At 71.2% G+C, this 17,446-nt stretch carries 15 protein-coding genes; 5 read left to right on the top strand and 10 right to left on the bottom strand.

Going from position 1 to position 17,446, the window contains the following annotated elements:
• Nucleotides 1-38 precede the first annotated feature (38 nt).
• From ACIQWR_RS28825 to coxB, 3 genes are read right to left on the bottom strand one after another with little or no spacing between them, the layout of a single operon-like run.
• The gene (locus ACIQWR_RS28825; RefSeq protein ID WP_330330035.1) at nt 39-437 is read right to left on the bottom strand and encodes a cytochrome c oxidase subunit 4; all 399 of its coding nucleotides are present in this window, start codon (nt 435-437) and stop codon (nt 39-41) included.
• The gene (gene ctaD / locus ACIQWR_RS28820; protein WP_399266868.1) at nt 434-2,164 is read right to left on the bottom strand and encodes a cytochrome c oxidase subunit I; all 1,731 of its coding nucleotides are present in this window, start codon (nt 2,162-2,164) and stop codon (nt 434-436) included. The genes ACIQWR_RS28825 and ctaD overlap by 4 nt, the downstream gene beginning before the upstream one ends.
• On the bottom strand, nt 2,161-3,150 hold the full coding sequence (coxB, locus tag ACIQWR_RS28815; RefSeq protein WP_385780881.1) for a cytochrome c oxidase subunit II: 990 nt from the start codon (nt 3,148-3,150) through the stop codon (nt 2,161-2,163). The genes ctaD and coxB overlap by 4 nt, the downstream gene beginning before the upstream one ends.
• Nucleotides 3,151-3,444: 294 nt before the next feature.
• Here coxB and ACIQWR_RS28810 point away from each other — a divergent pair, with 294 nt between their 5' ends.
• Complete coding sequence (locus ACIQWR_RS28810) at nt 3,445-4,830, top strand: cysteine desulfurase/sulfurtransferase TusA family protein (RefSeq protein WP_404015321.1); 1,386 nt, start codon at nt 3,445-3,447, stop codon at nt 4,828-4,830.
• Between the two features lie 43 nt (nt 4,831-4,873).
• Here ACIQWR_RS28810 and ACIQWR_RS28805 read toward each other — a convergent pair whose 3' ends face one another.
• Nucleotides 4,874-5,848, bottom strand: a complete 975-nt coding sequence (locus tag ACIQWR_RS28805) for a carbohydrate kinase family protein (protein WP_404015318.1) — start codon at nt 5,846-5,848, stop codon at nt 4,874-4,876.
• Between the two features lie 132 nt (nt 5,849-5,980).
• Here ACIQWR_RS28805 and ACIQWR_RS28800 point away from each other — a divergent pair, with 132 nt between their 5' ends.
• Nucleotides 5,981-6,217 (top strand): hypothetical protein, encoded by a 237-nt coding sequence (locus ACIQWR_RS28800; RefSeq protein ID WP_404015315.1) that lies wholly within the window; start codon nt 5,981-5,983, stop codon nt 6,215-6,217.
• Between the two features lie 87 nt (nt 6,218-6,304).
• Nucleotides 6,305-7,888, top strand: a complete 1,584-nt coding sequence (locus ACIQWR_RS28795; protein WP_404015313.1) for a hypothetical protein — start codon at nt 6,305-6,307, stop codon at nt 7,886-7,888.
• 90 nt (nt 7,889-7,978) lie between these two features.
• On the opposite strand, the gene erpA is transcribed toward ACIQWR_RS28795, so the two are convergent.
• Nucleotides 7,979-8,335, bottom strand: coding sequence for an iron-sulfur cluster insertion protein ErpA (gene erpA, locus ACIQWR_RS28790; RefSeq protein WP_214949940.1), 357 nt, complete (start codon nt 8,333-8,335; stop codon nt 7,979-7,981).
• 325 nt (nt 8,336-8,660) lie between these two features.
• Between erpA and nadA the strand changes: the two genes are divergently transcribed.
• A complete protein-coding gene (gene nadA / locus ACIQWR_RS28785) occupies nt 8,661-9,848 on the top strand; it encodes a quinolinate synthase NadA (protein WP_404015310.1) in 1,188 nt (395 codons plus the stop codon).
• A gap of 77 nt (nt 9,849-9,925) precedes the next feature.
• Here the strand turns inward: nadA and ACIQWR_RS28780 are convergent, their stop codons facing one another.
• The 3 genes from ACIQWR_RS28780 to ACIQWR_RS28770 form a co-directional block, all read right to left on the bottom strand.
• The gene (locus ACIQWR_RS28780) at nt 9,926-13,099 is read right to left on the bottom strand and encodes an efflux RND transporter permease subunit (protein WP_404015308.1); all 3,174 of its coding nucleotides are present in this window, start codon (nt 13,097-13,099) and stop codon (nt 9,926-9,928) included.
• Between the two features lie 132 nt (nt 13,100-13,231).
• Complete coding sequence (locus ACIQWR_RS28775) at nt 13,232-13,954, bottom strand: response regulator (RefSeq protein ID WP_404015306.1); 723 nt, start codon at nt 13,952-13,954, stop codon at nt 13,232-13,234.
• A 329-nt stretch (nt 13,955-14,283) separates the two neighbouring features.
• Nucleotides 14,284-15,093, bottom strand: a complete 810-nt coding sequence (locus ACIQWR_RS28770) for an adenosylcobinamide-GDP ribazoletransferase (RefSeq protein WP_404015613.1) — start codon at nt 15,091-15,093, stop codon at nt 14,284-14,286.
• Between the two features lie 105 nt (nt 15,094-15,198).
• On the opposite strand from ACIQWR_RS28770, the gene ACIQWR_RS28765 reads away from it, so the two are divergent.
• Nucleotides 15,199-16,017 (top strand): hypothetical protein, encoded by an 819-nt coding sequence (locus ACIQWR_RS28765; protein WP_399266860.1) that lies wholly within the window; start codon nt 15,199-15,201, stop codon nt 16,015-16,017.
• Nucleotides 16,018-16,194: 177 nt separating this feature from the next.
• Here the strand turns inward: ACIQWR_RS28765 and ACIQWR_RS28760 are convergent, their stop codons facing one another.
• Complete coding sequence (locus ACIQWR_RS28760; protein ID WP_404015303.1) at nt 16,195-16,473, bottom strand: hypothetical protein; 279 nt, start codon at nt 16,471-16,473, stop codon at nt 16,195-16,197.
• Nucleotides 16,474-16,486: 13 nt separating this feature from the next.
• On the bottom strand, nt 16,487-17,272 hold the full coding sequence (locus tag ACIQWR_RS28755) for a PspA/IM30 family protein (RefSeq protein WP_404015300.1): 786 nt from the start codon (nt 17,270-17,272) through the stop codon (nt 16,487-16,489).
• Between the last annotated feature and the right edge of the window lie 174 nt (nt 17,273-17,446).

The following is a 17,446-nucleotide window of genomic DNA, read 5'->3' as shown; positions in this document are numbered from 1 at the left end:
GGTGTCCGGGCCCCAAGTGGGTCACGCGGCGGGTCCGACTACTGGTTGGCGTTCTCGCCCCGGTAGTACTCGTACACCCAGCCCCACAGACCGATCAGGATCAGCGGCGCCGAGAAGTACATCAGCCACCAGCCGAAGATGACGCCCATGAAGGCGAAGGCGCCACCGATGGCCAGGGAGAGCGGCTGCCAGCTGTGCGGGGAGAAGAATCCCAGCTCGCCGGCCTCGTCCGCGACGTCGGCCTCCAGGTTGTCCTGGGCCATCTCGTCCACGCGCCGGGCCGTGAAGGCCAGGTAGTAGCCGATCATGACGCTCAGGCCGAAGGCCAGGAAGAGAGCGGTGGTCCCGACCGGTTCCTTCGACCAGACGCCGTACACGACGGCCATGATCAGAATGAACAGGGAGAGCCAGAGGAACATCCTGCCCTGGATCTTCACTTGCCGGACTCCTTGCCGCCGGTGACCGCCGAGGGAGCCGTGCCGTGGTCCGCCAGGTGGTCCAGGGCCGCGATCTCCGGGTGGTGCAGGTCGAACGCCGGGGACTCGGAACGGATCCGCGGCAGGGTGAGGAAGTTGTGCCGCGGCGGCGGGCAGGACGTCGCCCACTCGAGCGAGCGGCCGTAGCCCCACGGGTCGTCGACCTCGACCTTCTTGCCGTACTTCGCCGTCTTCCAGACGTTGTACATGAAGGGGAGCATCGACAGGCCGAGCAGGAACGAGCTGATCGTCGAGATCGTGTTCAGCGCGGTGAAGCCGTCGGCGGCGAGGTAGTCCGCGTAACGACGCGGCATGCCCTCGGCACCCAGCCAGTGCTGCACCAGGAACGTGCCGTGGAAGCCCACGAACAGCGTCCAGAAGGTGATCTTGCCCAGGCGCTCGTCCAGCATCTTGCCCGTGAACTTCGGCCACCAGAAGTGGAAGCCGGAGAACATCGCGAAGACCACGGTGCCGAAGATGACGTAGTGGAAGTGCGCGACGACGAAGTACGAGTCGGAGACGTGGAAGTCCATCGGGGGCGAGGCCAGGATGACGCCGGTCAGACCACCGAAGGTGAAGGTGATCAGGAAGCCGACGGCCCAGAGCATCGGGGTCTCGAAGGACAGCGAGCCCTTCCACATGGTGCCGATCCAGTTGAAGAACTTCACACCGGTCGGTACCGCGATCAGGAAGGTCATGAAGGAGAAGAACGGCAGCAGCACACCACCGGTGACGTACATGTGGTGGGCCCACACGGTCACGGAGAGGCCGGCGATCGCGATCGTCGCGGCGATCAGGCCGATGTAACCGAACATCGGCTTGCGCGAGAAGACCGGGATCACTTCGGAAATGATGCCGAAGAAGGGCAAGGCGATGATGTACACCTCTGGGTGCCCGAAGAACCAGAAGAGGTGTTGCCACAGCAAGGCGCCGCCGTTGGCCGCGTCGAAGACGTGCGCACCGAACTTCCGGTCGGCCTCCAGCGCGAAGAGCGCGGCGGCGAGGACCGGGAACGCGAGCAGGACCAGCACACCGGTCAGCAGGACGTTCCAGACGAAGATCGGCATGCGGAACATCGTCATGCCGGGAGCGCGCATGCAGATGATCGTGGTGATGAAGTTGACCGAACCGAGGATCGTGCCGAAGCCGGAGAAGGCCAGACCCATGATCCACATGTCGGCGCCGATGCCCGGCGAGCGGACGGCGTCCGACAGCGGGGAGTAGGCGAACCAACCGAAGTCGGCGGCACCCGAGGGGGTGACGAAGCCGGCCACCGCGATGGTCGAACCGAAGAGGTACAGCCAGTACGCGAACATGTTCAGCCGCGGGAACGCCACGTCGGGCGCGCCGATCTGCAGCGGCATGATCCAGTTCGCGAAGCCGGCGAACAGCGGGGTGGCGAACATCAGCAGCATGATCGTGCCATGCATGGTGAACGCCTGGTTGAACTGTTCGTTCGACATGATCTGCGTGCCCGGACGGGCCAGCTCGGCGCGCATGAAGAGCGCCATGATCCCGCCGATGATGAAGAACACGAACGACGTGACCAGGTACATCGTGCCGATCGTCTTGTGGTCGGTGGTGGTCAACCACTTCACGACGACGTTGCCCGGCTGCTTGCGCCGTACCGGGAGCTCGTTCTCATACGAGTCGGCGGCGGCACCCTGAGGCTGGTTGAGGATGCTCACAGTTTGTTCACCTCAGCGTTGCGGGCCGGGTCGGTCTGCTTGATGCCGGCCGGGAGGTAACCGGTCTGCCCCTTCTCCGCCAGGTCCTTGAGGTGCTTGCGGTACTCCTCGGGGGAGACGACCTTGACGTTGAAGAGCATCCGGGAGTGGTCGACGCCACACAGCTCGGCGCACTTGCCCATGAAGACGCCCTCTTCGGTCGGGGTGACCTCGAAGACGTTGGTGTGGCCCGGGATGACGTCCTGCTTGAACAGGAAGGGGACCACCCAGAAGGAGTGGATGACGTCGTTGGACGACAGGATGAAGCGAACCTTCTCACCCTTGGGCAGCCAAAGCGTCGGGCCGGGCCACTTGACGCCCTCCGCAGCCTTGTCCGGGTTCACGTCTCCGGGGACACCCTTGGTGTAGACGCCTTCGGCGCCCGCGGGGAAGTCCTTGGTGAAGCGGTCCGGGATGGAGGCCAGTTCCTTGGGAACCGTGCCCGCCTTCGGGGTCGCCGCGTCGCCGTCGACGTTCTCGATGTAGTTGAAGCCCCAGCTCCACTGGTAGCCGATCACGTTGATCGTGTGCGTCGGCTTGGCGGAGAGGGAGAGCAGCTTCGACTCGTCACGCGCGGTGAAGTAGAACAACACCGAGACGATGATGAGCGGGACCACCGTGTACAGGGCCTCGATCGGCATGTTGTACCGGGTCTGCGGCGGAACCTCGATCTTCGTCCGGCTACGCCGGTGGAAGATGACGCTCCACATGATCAGGCCCCAGACCAGGACGCCCGTGATCAGCGCTGCCGCCCACGACCCCTGCCACAGGGACAGGATGATCGGCGCCTCTTTGGTGACCGGGTCCGGCATACCGAGGTTGGGGAAGTTCTTATATGAATACGAGCAACCAGTGGCGGTCGCCAGGACCACGCCCGCAGTCAGCGCCTGCAGCAGCTTCCGCCGCATCGGGCGCCGCGGCGAGCGGTCGGAGCCGTAGGGACTCACGTAGCGCCTTCCCGAGAGTCTCGGCCCGCGCGGTCGGCCGCGGCCGTGTTCGGGTCGGTCGCCGGCCCTGACGCAGGCAGGGGTTTGGATGTTTATGCGGACCAAACCCTACTGGACGCTATTTGGGGTCGCGCGGGGAGGGTGCCCAACGCGCCGCTACTGCGCCCGAAGGGGTGGATCCGCCGTACGGGGGAAGGCCTCCGTACACCTGAATGGCGGTGTCCGGACGGCATCTGACGGCCCCTGACCTCGGCGGACGTCCGGCCGCGCGGGGCCGCCGGATAGCGTGGGCGGATGCCGTACTTCGATGTCGCCTCCGCCGCTCCGCTGCACCCGGTCGCCCGGCAGGCCCTGCAGGCCGCGCTGGACGAGGGCTGGGCCGACCCGGCCCGGCTCTACCGGGAGGGCAGGCGGGCCAGGCTGCTGCTGGACGCGGCGCGGGAGGCGGCGGCCGAGGCCGTCGGGTGCCGCCCGGACGAACTCGTCTTCACTCCTTCGGGGACGCACGCCGTTCACGCGGGCGTCGAAGGCGCCCTGGCGGGCCGTCGGCGCGTCGGCGCGCACCTCGTGGTGTCCGCGGTCGAACACAGTTCTGTCCTCCATTCGGCGGCGGCAGTCGAGTCACGCGGGGGCTCCTTCTCCGAAGTCCCGGTCGATCGCACCGGAGCGGTGGATCCGCAGGTGTTCGAACGCGCGCTGCGCCCCGACACCGCGCTGGCCGCCCTGCAGTCCGCCAACCATGAGGTGGGGACGGTCCAGCCGGTGCCGGAAGTGGCCGAGCGCTGCCGGGCGGCCGGGGTCCCGCTGCTCGTGGACGCGGCGCAGTCGCTGCCCTGGGGTCCGGCGCCCGAGGGCTGGTCGCTGCTGACCGCGAGCGCGCACAAGTGGGGCGGCCCGCCCGGGGTCGGCCTGCTGGCCGTCCGCAAGGGGGTCCGCTTCGCTCCCCAAGGCCCGGGCGGGGAAAGGGAGTCGGGCCGCTCCCCCGGCTTCGAGAACATCCCGGCCGTGGTGGCGGCCGCGGCCTCGCTGAGGGCCGTACGGGCCGAGGCGCGGGCCGAGTCCGAGCGGCTGGCGGTCCTGGTGGACCGGATCCGGCGGCGGGTGGCGCGGCTGGTGCCAGACGTCGAGGTGGTCGGCGATCCGCTGCGGCGGCTGCCGCACCTGGTCACCTTCTCCTGCCTCTACGTCGACGGGGAGATCCTGCTGCACGAGCTGGACCGGGCCGGGTACTCGGTGTCGTCCGGGTCCTCGTGCACGAGCTCGACGCTGACCCCGAGCCACGTGCTCAAGGCGATGGGGGTGCTCTCGGAGGGGAACGTCCGGATCTCGCTGCCGGTGGGCACGACGGCGCAGGAGGTGAACGGCTTCCTGGACGTGCTGCCGGGGGTGGTGGCCGGGGTGCGGACGCGGCTCGGCGTGGCGCCGGCTCCCGGGCCGGCGGGGTCGGCCGACTCGCTGGTCGTCGACGCGCTCGGGCTGCGGTGCCCGCAGCCGGTGATCGAGCTGGGGAACGCGATCGGGGGCGTCGCGGTCGGCGGGACGGTCACGGTCCTGTCGGACGACGAGGTGGCGCGGCTGGACATTCCGGCGTGGTGCGGGATGCGGGGCCAGGAGTACGTGGGAGCGACCCCCGCCCCGGGCGGGGTGGGGGTCGCTCACACGGTGCGGCGCCTGGTGTGACGGGTGGCCGCGCGCGGCCGCCCGTACGGTCGGCGCGCGGGCGCTACGCCAGGTGCGCCTGGACCTCGGCCGCGGCCTCCGGACCGTAGGCCTTGGCGAAGCGCTCCATGAAGTGGGCGCGGGCCAGGGTGTACTCCTGGGTGCCGAGGGTCTCGATGACGAGGGTCGCCAGCATGCAGCCGACCTGCGCCGCGCGCTCCAGCCCGACGCCCCAGCCCAGGCCCGTCAGGAAACCGGCGCGGAAGGCGTCGCCGACACCGGTGGGGTCGACCTTCGCGGTCTCCTCGGGGCAGCCGACGACGATCGGGTCGTGGCCGACCCGCTCGATCTTGACGCCGTTCGAGCCCAGCGTGGTGACGCGGGTGCCGACCTTGGTGAGGATCTCCGCGTCGGTCCAGCCGGACTTCGCCTCGATGAGGCCCTTCTCGTACTCGTTGGAGAAGAGGAACGTCGCCCCCTCCATCAGCGTCCGGATGTTCTCGCCGTCCATCCGCGCGATCTGCTGCGAGAAGTCGGCGGCGAAGGGGATCTCGCGCGTCCGGCACTCCTCGGTGTGGCGCAGCATCGCCTCGGGGTCGTCGGCGCCGATCAGGACGAGGTCCAGGCCGCCCACGCGGTCGGCGACGGCCTTCAGCTCGATCAGCCGGGCCTCGCTCATGGCGCCGGTGTAGAAGGAGCCGATCTGGTTGTGGTCGACGTCCGTGGTGCACACGAAGCGCGCGGTGTGCAGCACTTCGGAGATCCGGACGGACTCGGTGTCCACGCCGTGGCGGTCGAGCCAGGCACGGTACTCGTCGAAGTCGTAGCCGGCGGCGCCGACGAGGACCGGGCGGCTTCCGAGCTGCCCCATACCGAAGCAGATGTTCGGGCCGACACCGCCCCGTCGCACGTCGAGGTTGTCGACGAGGAAGGAGAGGGAGACCGTGTGCAGCTGGTCCGCGACCAGCTGGTCGGCGAAGCGGCCGGGGAAGGTCATGAGGTGGTCGGTGGCGATGGAGCCTGTGACTGCGATACGCACGGCGTGGATGCTCCTGCGGAGGGCGGCGGGCTGACAATCAAACCTACCCGGTAGACGCCGCGAGGCCGACCGGCCGAAACTACCCCGTAGTAGGTCTTTCTTCGCACCCGGACCGCTGCTTACGGTGCCCCCATGACCTATACCGATGGCTTCGGGTACCCGCAGTACACCGCTCCCGGGCGGACCACGGAAGTCTCGCGCCAGCCAGGCTTCGCCCGGCTGCTGGGCGACTGCGCCCGGATGGCGCCCCACTGGTCGGTCCCGGCGGTCCCCCGGCCGGCCCCCGTGGCGCCCTCGCAGATCCACGGGGTCCGCGTGCCGCCGGCCTCCGCGCAGCTCATCGCCTCCACCGCGCAGTACGGGTACTGATCCCCTCCGCGGGTCCGGGGAACCGGTTTCGCTCCTGTTCCGTCCCACTCGCATCACGCACGGCGAGGCAGGCGAAGGAGCGATCCGGTGACCACCGAGCATTCCGGTCCGACTGACAACACCGAACCGGCCGAAGCGGCCGGCTCGGCCGAACCGGCCGACGTCGCGGCGCGGCCGGGCGGCGCCCTGCGACGGCGCCCCCGCTGGGCCGTCGCCTCGGTCGCGGCCGCCGTCCTGCTGGCCGGCGGCGGTACGGCGTACTGGGCCACCACGGCCCACGGCGGCACGGGCGCGGCCGCGGCGTCGCTGTCCGCGGCCGACGCCGCCAGGGCGGCCTCCCCCGGCGCCCCCGACTCCGTCGGCCCATCGGCCCCCGGCATCGCGCCGGGTGAGCCGAACCCCAACGGGTCCGGGGTGACCTACCGGGCCGAAGGGCCCCTCCCGCAGGGTCCGGCCGCCGCGCCGACCTTCGCCGCGGGCGGCGAGGTCACCGAGGCCGAGGTGGCCCGGCTCGCGAGCTCACTGGGCATCACGGCCGCCCCGCGGCTCGTGGGCGAGCTCTGGCAGGCGGGGGTGGTCGGGGATCCGTCCGGCCCGCGCCTCCAGGTGAACCTCAAGGCGCCCGGGACCTGGACCTTCACCCGCCACCTGGCGGGCGGCTCGGACGACTGCCGGCGCGGCAAGGACACCTGCGGGCCCGCCACCCTGCCCGGCGGCGGCGCGCAGGCCCCCAGCGGGGGCCAGGGCCCCGGCCCCGCCGCGGTGTCCGGTTCGGACGCGGGTGCGGGTACGGGAGCGGGAGCGGGAGCGGGTTCGGACGCGGGCAAGCCGGTGAGCGAGGAGGCGGCGAAGGCCGCGGCGGCTCCGCTGCTCGCGGCGGTGGGCCAGCAGGGCGCGAAGCTGGACGCCCGGCAGCTCAAGGGCTCGGTGCGGGTGGTGACCGCGGACCCGGTGGTCGGCGGGCTGCCCACACAGGGCTGGCAGAGCACGGTGAGCGTGGGCGCGGACGGCCAGGTGGTGGCCGCCGGCGGCGAGCTGAAGGCCCCGGTGCGGTCGACCGAGCAGCAGGTGGTCGGCGCGCAGGAGGCCCTGGACCGGCTGAACGCCGCGTCGGCCCCCGGTCCCGGGACCGGGCCGAGCGGGTGCGCCACGTCCGTGCCGCTGGAGCCGGAGGCCCCGATCGCGCCGGGCGAGACCCCGCCGTGCAACCCGGAGCCGCGCCCGATGAAGCCGCCGCGGACGGAGACGGTCCGCACGGCGGTGCTGGGCCTGGTCGGGGGGACCGTGGACGGCGCCCGCGGGCTGGTGCCCGCCTGGCTCTTCGAGGTGGCGGGCACCGGGGGCGGCGCGGGTCGCACGGTGGCCCAGCCCGCGGCGCGGGACGCGGCCCCCGCGCCCCGGACCGGGCGTACGGTGCCGGGGTTCTCGTACTCCGCGGCCGACCGGAAGCTGACCGTGAACTTCTGGGGCGGGGCGTGCAGTACCTACGCCGCCGAGGCCCGGGAGAGCGCCGACGCGGTGACGGTGAAGATCACGGACACCCCGACGAACCCGGGCGGGGCCTGCATCCTGCTCGCCGAGGACAGGTCCGTGTCGGTGACGCTGGAGCAGCCGCTGGGCGCCCGGAAGGTGGTCGACGGGACCACGGGCAAGCCGTTGCCCCGCCAGTAGCCGGGGACCGGCCACCCATATGCACGGAGGGGCCCGACCGTCATCAGGCGGTCGGGCCCCTCCGTGCATGTGTGCCTGACGGCTCAGGGGTTAGCTGAACGAGTCGCCGCAGGCGCAGGAGCCCGTGGCGTTCGGGTTGTCGATCGTGAAGCCCTGCTTCTCGATCGTGTCGACGAAGTCGATCGACGCACCGTGCAGGTACGGGGAGCTCATCCGGTCCGTGACGACCTTGACGCCGTCGAAGTCCTTGACCACGTCGCCGTCGAGCGAGCGCTCGTCGAAGAAGAGCTGGTAGCGCAGGCCGGAGCAACCGCCGGGCTGGACGGCGACGCGAAGCGCCAGGTCCTCGCGGCCTTCCTGCTCCAGCAGCGTCCTGACCTTCTCGGCGGCGGCGTCGGACAGGAGGATGCCGTCGCTCACAGTGGTCTTTTCGTCCTGAACGGACATCTGCATTCACTCCCGAAGTGGGCGGCTTCCCGGCGGGGGCAGGGAAACGTCGGTCGGACTCTTGCCGTCGGTGGCAACGAGCGCGGCCGCCGATTCATTCCGGGTCCGGCGCTTGTTCCAGACATTCATGCTCGCACACCCGTCGGCCGGGCGAATGCGTCACATCGACACTATCGGCATCGTCAAAGTGACGTGAAGCGGTTATGATAGATAACGTCAAATAGACGAGAAGTCGTACCAACCAGTACCCCGCAGCGTGCCGCAGTGCCCCGCAGTACTCATCGGCGATTTCTCTCCAGAAGTCCCTAGTCGCAGAACAGAAAGGGTGCGTGTCGTGACCACCGCCCAGCCTTTGGACGTCCAGCCGACGCCCCTTGCCCTGCTGCTGCTCGGCCGTGAGGCCGACCCCAAGAGCGAGCGCGGAGTGGAGTGCCCCGGCGACCTGCCCTCGCCCTCGGACCCCAACCTGGTGGCCCGCGCCCGCGCGGCCAAGGAAAAGCTCGGGGACAAGGTCTTCATCCTCGGCCACCACTACCAGCGCGACGAAGTGATCGAGTTCGCCGACGTCACCGGCGACTCCTTCAAGCTGGCCAAGGACGCGGCCGCCAAGCCGGAGGCCGAGTACATCGTCTTCTGCGGCGTCCACTTCATGGCCGAGTCCGCGGACATCCTGACCACGGACGACCAGAAGGTCGTCCTGCCGGACCTGGCCGCCGGCTGCTCGATGGCCGACATGGCCACCGCCGAGCAGGTCGCGGAGTGCTGGGACGTGCTGACCGAGGCCGGCATCGCCGACGTCACGGTGCCCGTCTCGTACATGAACTCCTCCGCCGACATCAAGGCCTTCACCGGCAAGCACGGCGGCACGATCTGTACGTCCTCCAACGCGAAGCGGGCCCTGGACTGGGCGTTCGAGCAGGGCGAGAAGATCCTCTTCCTGCCCGACCAGCACCTCGGCCGCAACACCGCCGTCCGCGACATGGGCATGTCCCTGGACGACTGCGTCCTGTACAACCCGCACAAGCCGAACGGCGGCCTGACCGTCGAACAGCTGCGGAACGCCAAGATGATCCTGTGGCGCGGGCACTGCTCGGTGCACGGCCGCTTCTCCGTGCAGTCGGTCGAGGACGTCCGCGCCCGCATCCCCGGCGTGAACGTGCTGGTCCACCCCGAGTGCAAGCACGAGGTCGTGGCCGCCGCGGACTACGTCGGCTCGACGGAGTACATCATCAAGGCGCTGGAGGCGGCCCCGGCCGGCTCCAAGTGGGCCATCGGCACCGAGCTCAACCTGGTCCGCCGCCTGGCGAATCGATTCGCCGCCGAGGACAAGGAAGTCGTCTTCCTCGACAAGACGGTCTGCTTCTGCTCGACCATGAACCGCATCGACCTCCCCCACCTGGTGTGGACCCTGGAGTCCCTGGCCGAGGGCAACCTCGTCAACCAGATCCGGGTCGACAAGGAGACCGAGAGCTTCGCCAAGCTCGCCCTGGAGCGCATGCTCGCCCTCCCGTAACCGAGCCCCCCGCCGACGCCGAAGGGCCGCCCCCCACGTGGGGGGCGGCCCTTCGGCATGGATGCGCGTCCGTGAGATCAGACCCGGACGGGGCTTTCGTCGTCCTGCGTGGTGGCGGGGGCGACGACCGTCGGGCGGGACGCGCGCTTCGAGGCGCGCTTCGCCGCGCGGCGCTCCTTGCGCAGTTCCACCATCGTGTAGATGGCCGGGACCAGGAGGAGGGTCAGCAGGGTGGAGCTGACCAGGCCGCCGATGACCACCACGGCGAGCGGCTGCGAGATGAAGCCGCCGCCGCCCGTGACGCCGAGCGCCATCGGGAGCAGGGCGAAGATGGTCGCCAGGGCCGTCATCAGGATCGGGCGCAGGCGGTGGCGACCGCCCTCGACGACGGCTTCGACGACCCCGAGCCCCTGGGCGCGGTACTGGTTGACCAGGTCGATCAGGACGATCGCGTTGGTCACCACGATGCCGATGAGCATCAGCATGCCGATCATCGCGGGCACGCCCATCGGAGTGCCGGTGACCAGGAGCAGGCCGAGCGCGCCGGTCGCCGCGAAGGGCACCGAGACCAGCAGGATCAGCGGCTGGACGAGCGAGCGGAAGGTCGCCACCAGCAGCATGAACACGATCGCGATGGCCGCGAGCATGGCCAGGCCCAGCGAGCCGAAGGCGTCGTCCTGGTCGGAGGAGACGCCGCCGATGGTGGCGGTGGCTCCGTCGGGCAGGTGCAGGGCCTTGAGCTTGGCGCTGAGCTCGGTGCTGACCGCGCCGGTGTTGTCGCCGTTCGGCTTGGCCGTGATGGTGGCGGCGCGGGCGCCGTCGATCCGGGTCATCGCGACCGGGCCCGGGACCACCTTGACGTCGGCGATGTCACCGAGCTTGACCGGGCCGACCGGCAACGCCTGGAGTTCGGCGAGGGTCTTGGCGGGCTGCCCGGAGGCGATGACCACGTTGCGCTCGGTGTTGCCGAGGAAGGCCTTGCCCGCAGGGGTGCCCTGGACGGCCTGGGCGACGAGTCCGCCGAGGGCGGCCTGGTTCAGACCCGCGTCGGCGGCCTTGGAGTTGGCGGTGACCGAGATGCGGGGCACCGACTGGGAGAGGTCGCTCTGGACGTCGCTGACGTCCTTGAGCTTGGCGACCTCGGCGCGGACCTGCTCGGCGGCCTTGGCGAGGACACCGGCGTCGCCCGCCTTGACGACCACGCTGAGGTCCGTGTTGCCGAAGGCGGCGCCCGCCGAGACCGTGGTGCGGCCGATGCCGTCGAGCTTGGCCAGGTCGGTCTCGATGCGCTTCTGGACGGCCTCGCCGTCCTTGGCGTCCTTCAGGGTCACCTGGTAGGACGCCTGGTTGGTGCCCGTACCGCCGCCGAAGGCCGCCATGAAGCCGGAGGAACCGACGGTGACCTGGTAGTCCTTGACGCCGGCGGTGTCGGCGAGGACCTTCTCCACCTTGCGGCTCGCCTCGTCGGAGGCGGACAAGGAGGTGCCGGGGGCCAGCGCCTGCTTGATGGTCAGGACGTCCTGCTCGCCCTTGTCGAAGAAGTTGGTCTTCAGCAACGGGGCCATGGCGAAGGTGGCGACGAGGAGCACGCACGCGACGGCCACGGTGGCCAGGCGGCGGCGCGCCACGAAGCGCAGCACCCGCACGTAGAAGGTCTGGAGCCGGCTGTGCGACTCCTTCTCCTCGGCGGCCCGCCGGACGGCTTCCACATCGACCGGGGCGCCGCCCACGCCCTTGGGAGCGCTGAGGAACCAGTAGGACAGGACCGGTACGACCGTCAGGGACACCAGCAGCGAGGCCAGCAGGGCCGCGGTCACGGTGAGCGAGAAGGAGCTGAACAGCTCGCCGATCATGCCGCCGACCAGACCGATCGGCAGGAAGACGGCGACGGTGGTGAGCGTCGAGGAGGTGACCGCGCCGGCCACTTCCTTGACCGCGGTGATGATCGCGGCCTCGCGCTCCTCGCCGTAGGACAGGTGCCGCTTGATGTTCTCCAGGACGACGATGGAGTCGTCGACCACGCGGCCGATGGCGATGGTGAGCGCGCCCAGCGTCAGCATGTTCAGCGACAGGTCGCGGGTCCACAGCACGATCAGCGCGAGCACGATGGACAGCGGGATGGAGACCGCGGTGACCAGGGTCGAGCGGATCGAGGCGAGGAAGACCAGGATCACGATCACCGCGAAGACCAGGCCGAGCAGGCCCTCCGTGGTGAGGCTGGAGATGGCGGTGGCGACGGCCGGGCCGTTGTCGCTGACCATCGTGAGGCCGGCGCCGGCGCCGAGGGCGGTGCGCAGCTCGGGCAGCTTGTCCTTGACGGCGTCGGAGATGGCGACGGAGCTGCCGTCCTTGTCCATCGTGAGGACGACGGCCAGGCTGGGCTTGCCGTTGGTGCGGGTGATGGAGACGGCCTTGGCGGGCTCCTGCTTGACGGTGGCGACGTCGCCGAGGCGGACCGCCGGCTTGCCGCTCGGCGCCGCGCCGCCCGCTCCCGCTGCGGCTCCCGCGCCCACGCTCAGGCGCAGGTCCTCCAGTTGGGCGAGGGAGGTGTAGCCGCCGCCGACGCGGACGGTGCGGTTCTTGCCCTCCTCGTCGAAGGAACCGGCGGGCATGGTGGCGCCGCCCGCTTCCAGGCCCTTGGCGAGCGCGGCCGTGTCGAGGCCGGCGGCCGCCAGCTTCGCCCGGTCCGGGGTCACGGTGACCTGGAGGTCCTGGACGCCGTTGACGCTGACCTGGCCGACGCCCGGGATGTCCTCCAGGACGGGGACGACGCTGCGCTGAAGCTGGTCGGCGAGGGCCTGCTGGTCCTTGTCGGAGGTGGCGGCGAGGACGACGGTGGGCATGTCGTCGGTGGAGCCGGCCACGACCTGCGGGTCGACGTCGGCGGGCAGCCGGACGCGGGCCCGGTTGACGGCCTGCTGGACGTCGGCGACGAGCTGCTTGGTGCCGCTGTCGCCGAAGTCGAACTTGGCCATGATGAGGGCGTTGCCCTCACTGGCGGTGGAGGTGATGCCGGTGATGCCGTCGACGCCCTTGAGGGTGGCCTCGATCGGTTCGATGACCTGCTTCTCGACCACGTCGGGCGAGGCGCCCTGGTACGGCGCGAGGATGGACACCATCGGCAGCTCGATGGAGGGCAGCAGTTGCTGCTTGAGCTGGGGGATGGCTATGGCGCCGAACAGGAGCGCGACGATCGACACGAGGCCGACCAGTGCCCGTTGGGCAAGGCTGAAGCGGGACAGCCAGGACATGGATGAGATCTCTCTGCCGAGTTGAGCGAGGGTCGTCCCACCTTCTCCCCCGCGGCGGCGCCCGGACGTCGCCCGCAGGTCCCGTCCTTATCCCGCGTGTACCGCGTCCGCAGTACACGCGCCCACTCGGAACTACTCCGCACGGGGCCGCACGAGCCCCGATTCGTACGCGATGACGACCAGCTGGGCCCGGTCCCGGGCGCCGAGCTTGGCCATCGCGCGGTTCACGTGGGTCTTCACGGTGAGCGGGCTGACCTCCAGCCGGCCGCCGATCTCGTCGTTGGACAGGCCGCCCGCGACCAGGCCGAGCACCTCGCGCTCACGGCCGGTCAGGGCGGCGAGCCGTTCGGCGTGGGCGCCCGCGGCGGCGGCCGGCGGGGCCCCGCCGCCCTGGGCGAGGAAGGTGGCGATGAGGCCCTTGGTGGCGGCCGGGGAGAGCAGCGCCTCGCCGGCGACCGCGATCCGGATGGCGTTGAGCAGCTCGTCGGGCTCGGCGCCCTTGCCGAGGAAGCCGGAGGCGCCCGCCCGTAGGGCCGCGGCGACGTACTCGTCGACCTCGAAGGTCGTCAGCATCACCACGCGCACGCCGGAGAGTTCCGGGTCGGCGCTGATCATCCGGGTGGCGGCGAGCCCGTCGGTGCCGGGCATCCGGATGTCCATGAGGACCACGTCGGCGCGCCGCTCGCGGGCCAGCGCGTAGGCCTGCGCGCCGTCGGCGGCCTCCCCGACGACCTCCATGTCGGGCTCGGAGTCGACCAGCACCTTGAAGGCGCTGCGCAGCAGGGCCTGGTCGTCGGCGAGGAGCACCCGGATGGGCGCGGCGGGGGGCTGCGGGTCGCTCGGCGTGTGTTCCACGGGAAGAGAGCGTACGTCGCCTGGCCCGTCCGGCGGTCCGTGGCCTGCCCAGCCTCGCCGGCCTTTGCGGCGCGGGCCCGGCGGAGCCCGCCTCAGCCTCGCCGGCGATTGAGGCGCGGGTCCGGGCGGAGCCCGGGGCGGCCCGCCAGGGCCGTTGCCCCCTGCGGGGCTCCCGGGGCTCCGCCCCAGACCCCGCGCCTCAAACGCCGGCGAGGCTGAGGCGGCAGGGGCCCGGCGGGGCTCCGCCCGGACCCGCGCCTCAAACGCCGGCGAGGCTGGATGGGCTCCGGCGAGGCTGGGTTGGCGGGGCTGACGGGACTTCGGGGCGGTCAGCCCAGGGACAGGGCCAGGAGTGTCGTGGTCGCCGCGACCTCGGCCAGCGCCCCGAAGACGTCACCGGTGACCCCGTCGAAGCGCCGCACGCACCGGCGCAGCAGGAGTTCCGCGGCGCCGAGCCCGGCGAGGACGGCCACGGCGTGCTGCGCGGCGGCGGGCAGCCCCGACGGCAGGGCGGCGACCGCCGCGGCGGCGACGGCGAGCGCGGCGACCGCGGCCGCCGACCGGATCGGCACCACGCCCGCGACGGCCGCGCCGAGGCCCTCGTGGCGGGCCGGGGGCACCCCGTCGCGCGAGGCCAGGGTCAGGGCGGTCCGGGCGGCGACGGCGGCGACCACGGTGGCGAGGGCGCCGCGGAACCAGCCGTCGGCGTAGGCCTGGGCGAGCGCGGCGCTCTGCACCAGGAGGGCCAGGACCAGGCAGATGACGCCGAACGGCCCGATGTCGGACTGCTTCATGATGCGCAGCGCGGTGTCGGCGGGCTTGGCACTGCCCAGGCCGTCGGCGGTGTCGGCCAAGCCGTCGAGGTGCAGCCCGCGGGTGAGGGCGGCGGGCACGGCCACGGTGACGACCGCGGCCAGCAGCGGCGACGCCCCGAGGAGGAGGAGCAGGCAGCCCGGCACGGCCGCGCAGAGCCCGACGACCAGCCCGACCAGCGGGGCGCAGGCCATGCCGGTGCGGGCGGCCGGGCGGTCCCAGCGGGTGATGCGGGCGGGCAGCACGGTGAGCGTCCCGAAGGCGAAGCGCAGGCCGTCGCGGAGCGAGGCGCGTTCGTCGGGCGGGCTCAGCGGCGGGCCCGGCAGGGGCTCCGGGGGCGGTTCGGGGAGCGGATCGTTCACCGCCGGAACGGTACCCGCTCAACACGGAAGGTAAATTACCCAATACATGCCAAATGGGGAGCTGGTGTCATGGGTCACTGGTGGTACCGCAACATCGTGGAACCGGGGAAGCTCCCGCTGTTCCTCGCCCTGCTCTCCTTCGTGCTGTCCTTCCTGGTCACCCGCACGATCACCCGCCTGATCCGGGCCGGCCGGGGCCCCTTCAAGAACATCACCCCGGGCGGCGTGCACGTCCACCACGTGGTGCCCGGCGTGGTGCTGACGATCATCGGCGGATTCGGCGCCGTGGGCAGCGGCCGGCACGGCGTGGGGGCGCTGATCTCGGCGGTGCTCTTCGGGCTGGGCGCCGGGCTGGTGCTGGACGAGTTCGCGCTGGTCCTGCACCTGGACGACGTGTACTGGAGCGAGCAGGGCCGCAAGAGCGTGGAGATCGTGGTGCTGACGGCGGCGCTGGTGGCGCTGGTGCTCGGCGGGTTCCTGCCCTTCGGGGTCAACGACCTGACCGTCGACGAGCGGCACAACCGCGGGCTGGTCGTGATGAACACGGCCACGAACTTCTTCCTGGCCCTGGTCGCCCTGTGGAAGGGCAAACCGCGCACCGCGCTGCTGGGGACGGTGATCCCGTTCGTGGCGCTGGTCGGCGCGGTCCGCCTGGCCCGGCCGGATTCGCCGTACGCGCGCCGCTTCTACACGAACCGCCCGCGGGCCCGGGCCAAGGCCGGGCTGCGGGCGTTCCATCACGACCGGCGCTGGGCGGCGCCCCGGCGTCGCTTCGAGAACTTCATCGGCGGCACGCCGGACCCCGACCACGGCCCCGGCCACGGCCCCGGCAAGGTCACCCGAGCCGTGCGGGCCCGGATCAAGGGAACGAAGGACACGAAGTCCTGAGCCGGGTCGGGGTGGGTCAGGGCGGCGGTGCCGTGCCGGGGTGGGGTGTCTCCTCGGCTCGCGGCTGCGGGCCGGTCGGAGACTGCGTCCGGTGGTGACCGCTCGTCCTGCGGGGACACCCCACCCCGGCACGGGCCCCACCACCCTGACGCGGGGACGCCGATCGACGGCCTCTCCCTAGCCCGGGATGAGGCCGTCGTCGTTGAGCATCTCCCGCACCTCGTCCAGGCTCGCGTCCGGCGCGGGCAGGATCAGCTCGGAGGGCGCCAGCTCCGCGTCCGGCAGCGGACTGCCGAGCCGGCGCACGGCGTCGAGGAGGCCGCCCAGCGTCCGCCGGAAGCCTTCCTCGTCCCCCGCTTCCATCTCCGACAGCAGCTCGTCGTCCAGCGCGTTGAGCTCCACGAGGTGCTCGTCGGCGAGCCGTACCTGGCCTTCCCCCATGATGCGGACGATCATGACGGACCCCGTTCTACTGCTTGTCGAAGCGGTGCGGCTGCTGCGCGTTGCCCGCGCCGCCGCCCTCGATGGCCTGCTGCTGGGCGGACGGGCCGCCCGCCAGTTCCTGCTTCATCCGGGCGAGCTCCAGCTCCACGTCCGTACCGCCGGAGAGGCGGTCCAGTTCGAGCTGGATGTCGTCCTTGGAGCCGAGGCCGCTCTGGTCGTCCAGGGCGCCGGAGGCGAGCAGCTCGTCGATCGCGCCCGCGCGCGCCTGGAGCTGCGCGGTCTTGTCCTCGGCGCGCTGGATGGCGAGGCCGACGTCGCTCATCTCCTCCGAGATGCCGGAGAAGGACTCCGCGATCCGGGTCTGCGCCTGGGCCGCGGTGTAGGTGGCCTTGATGGTCTCCTTCTTGGTGCGGAAGGCGTCCACCTTGGCCTGGAGGCGCTGCGCCGCGAGGGTCAGCTTCTCCTCCTCGCCCTGGAGGGTCTGGTGCTGCACTTCGAGGTCGCTGACCTGCTGCTGGAGCGAGGCGCGACGGGAGAGGGCCTCGCGGGCCAGGTCCTCGCGGCCGAGCGCGAGGGCCTTGCGGCCCTGGTCCTCCAGCTTGGCGGACTGTCCCTGGAGCTGGTTGAGCTGGAGCTCCAGGCGCTTGCGGGAGGTCGCGACGTCGGCGACTCCGCGGCGCACCTTCTGGAGCAGCTCCAGCTGCTTCTGGTACGAGTAGTCGAGGGTCTCGCGCGGGTCCTCGGCCTTGTCAAGGGCCTTGTTCGCCTTCGCGCGGAAGATCATCCCCATACGCTTCATGACACCGCTCATGGGCTTCGCGCGCCCCCTTCTGAAGGACTTCGGCTCGTGGTGACCTACAGAACCCACACTACGGGCCCTGTCTCCATTACCGCACTGTTCGAGTGCGGTTGCGCTCCTCCTCCAGGACGACCTCCGCTCCCCACCGTCAGGCTGAAGGAGTAGGTGACCCCCCGGGAGGCGGGC

This window comes from Streptomyces sp. NPDC098789, assembly GCF_044759975.1.
GTDB lineage: Bacteria > Actinomycetota > Actinomycetes > Streptomycetales > Streptomycetaceae > Streptomyces.
Note: the sequence above shows the minus strand (reverse complement) of the source record. Positions and strands in the feature narration are given on the sequence as shown.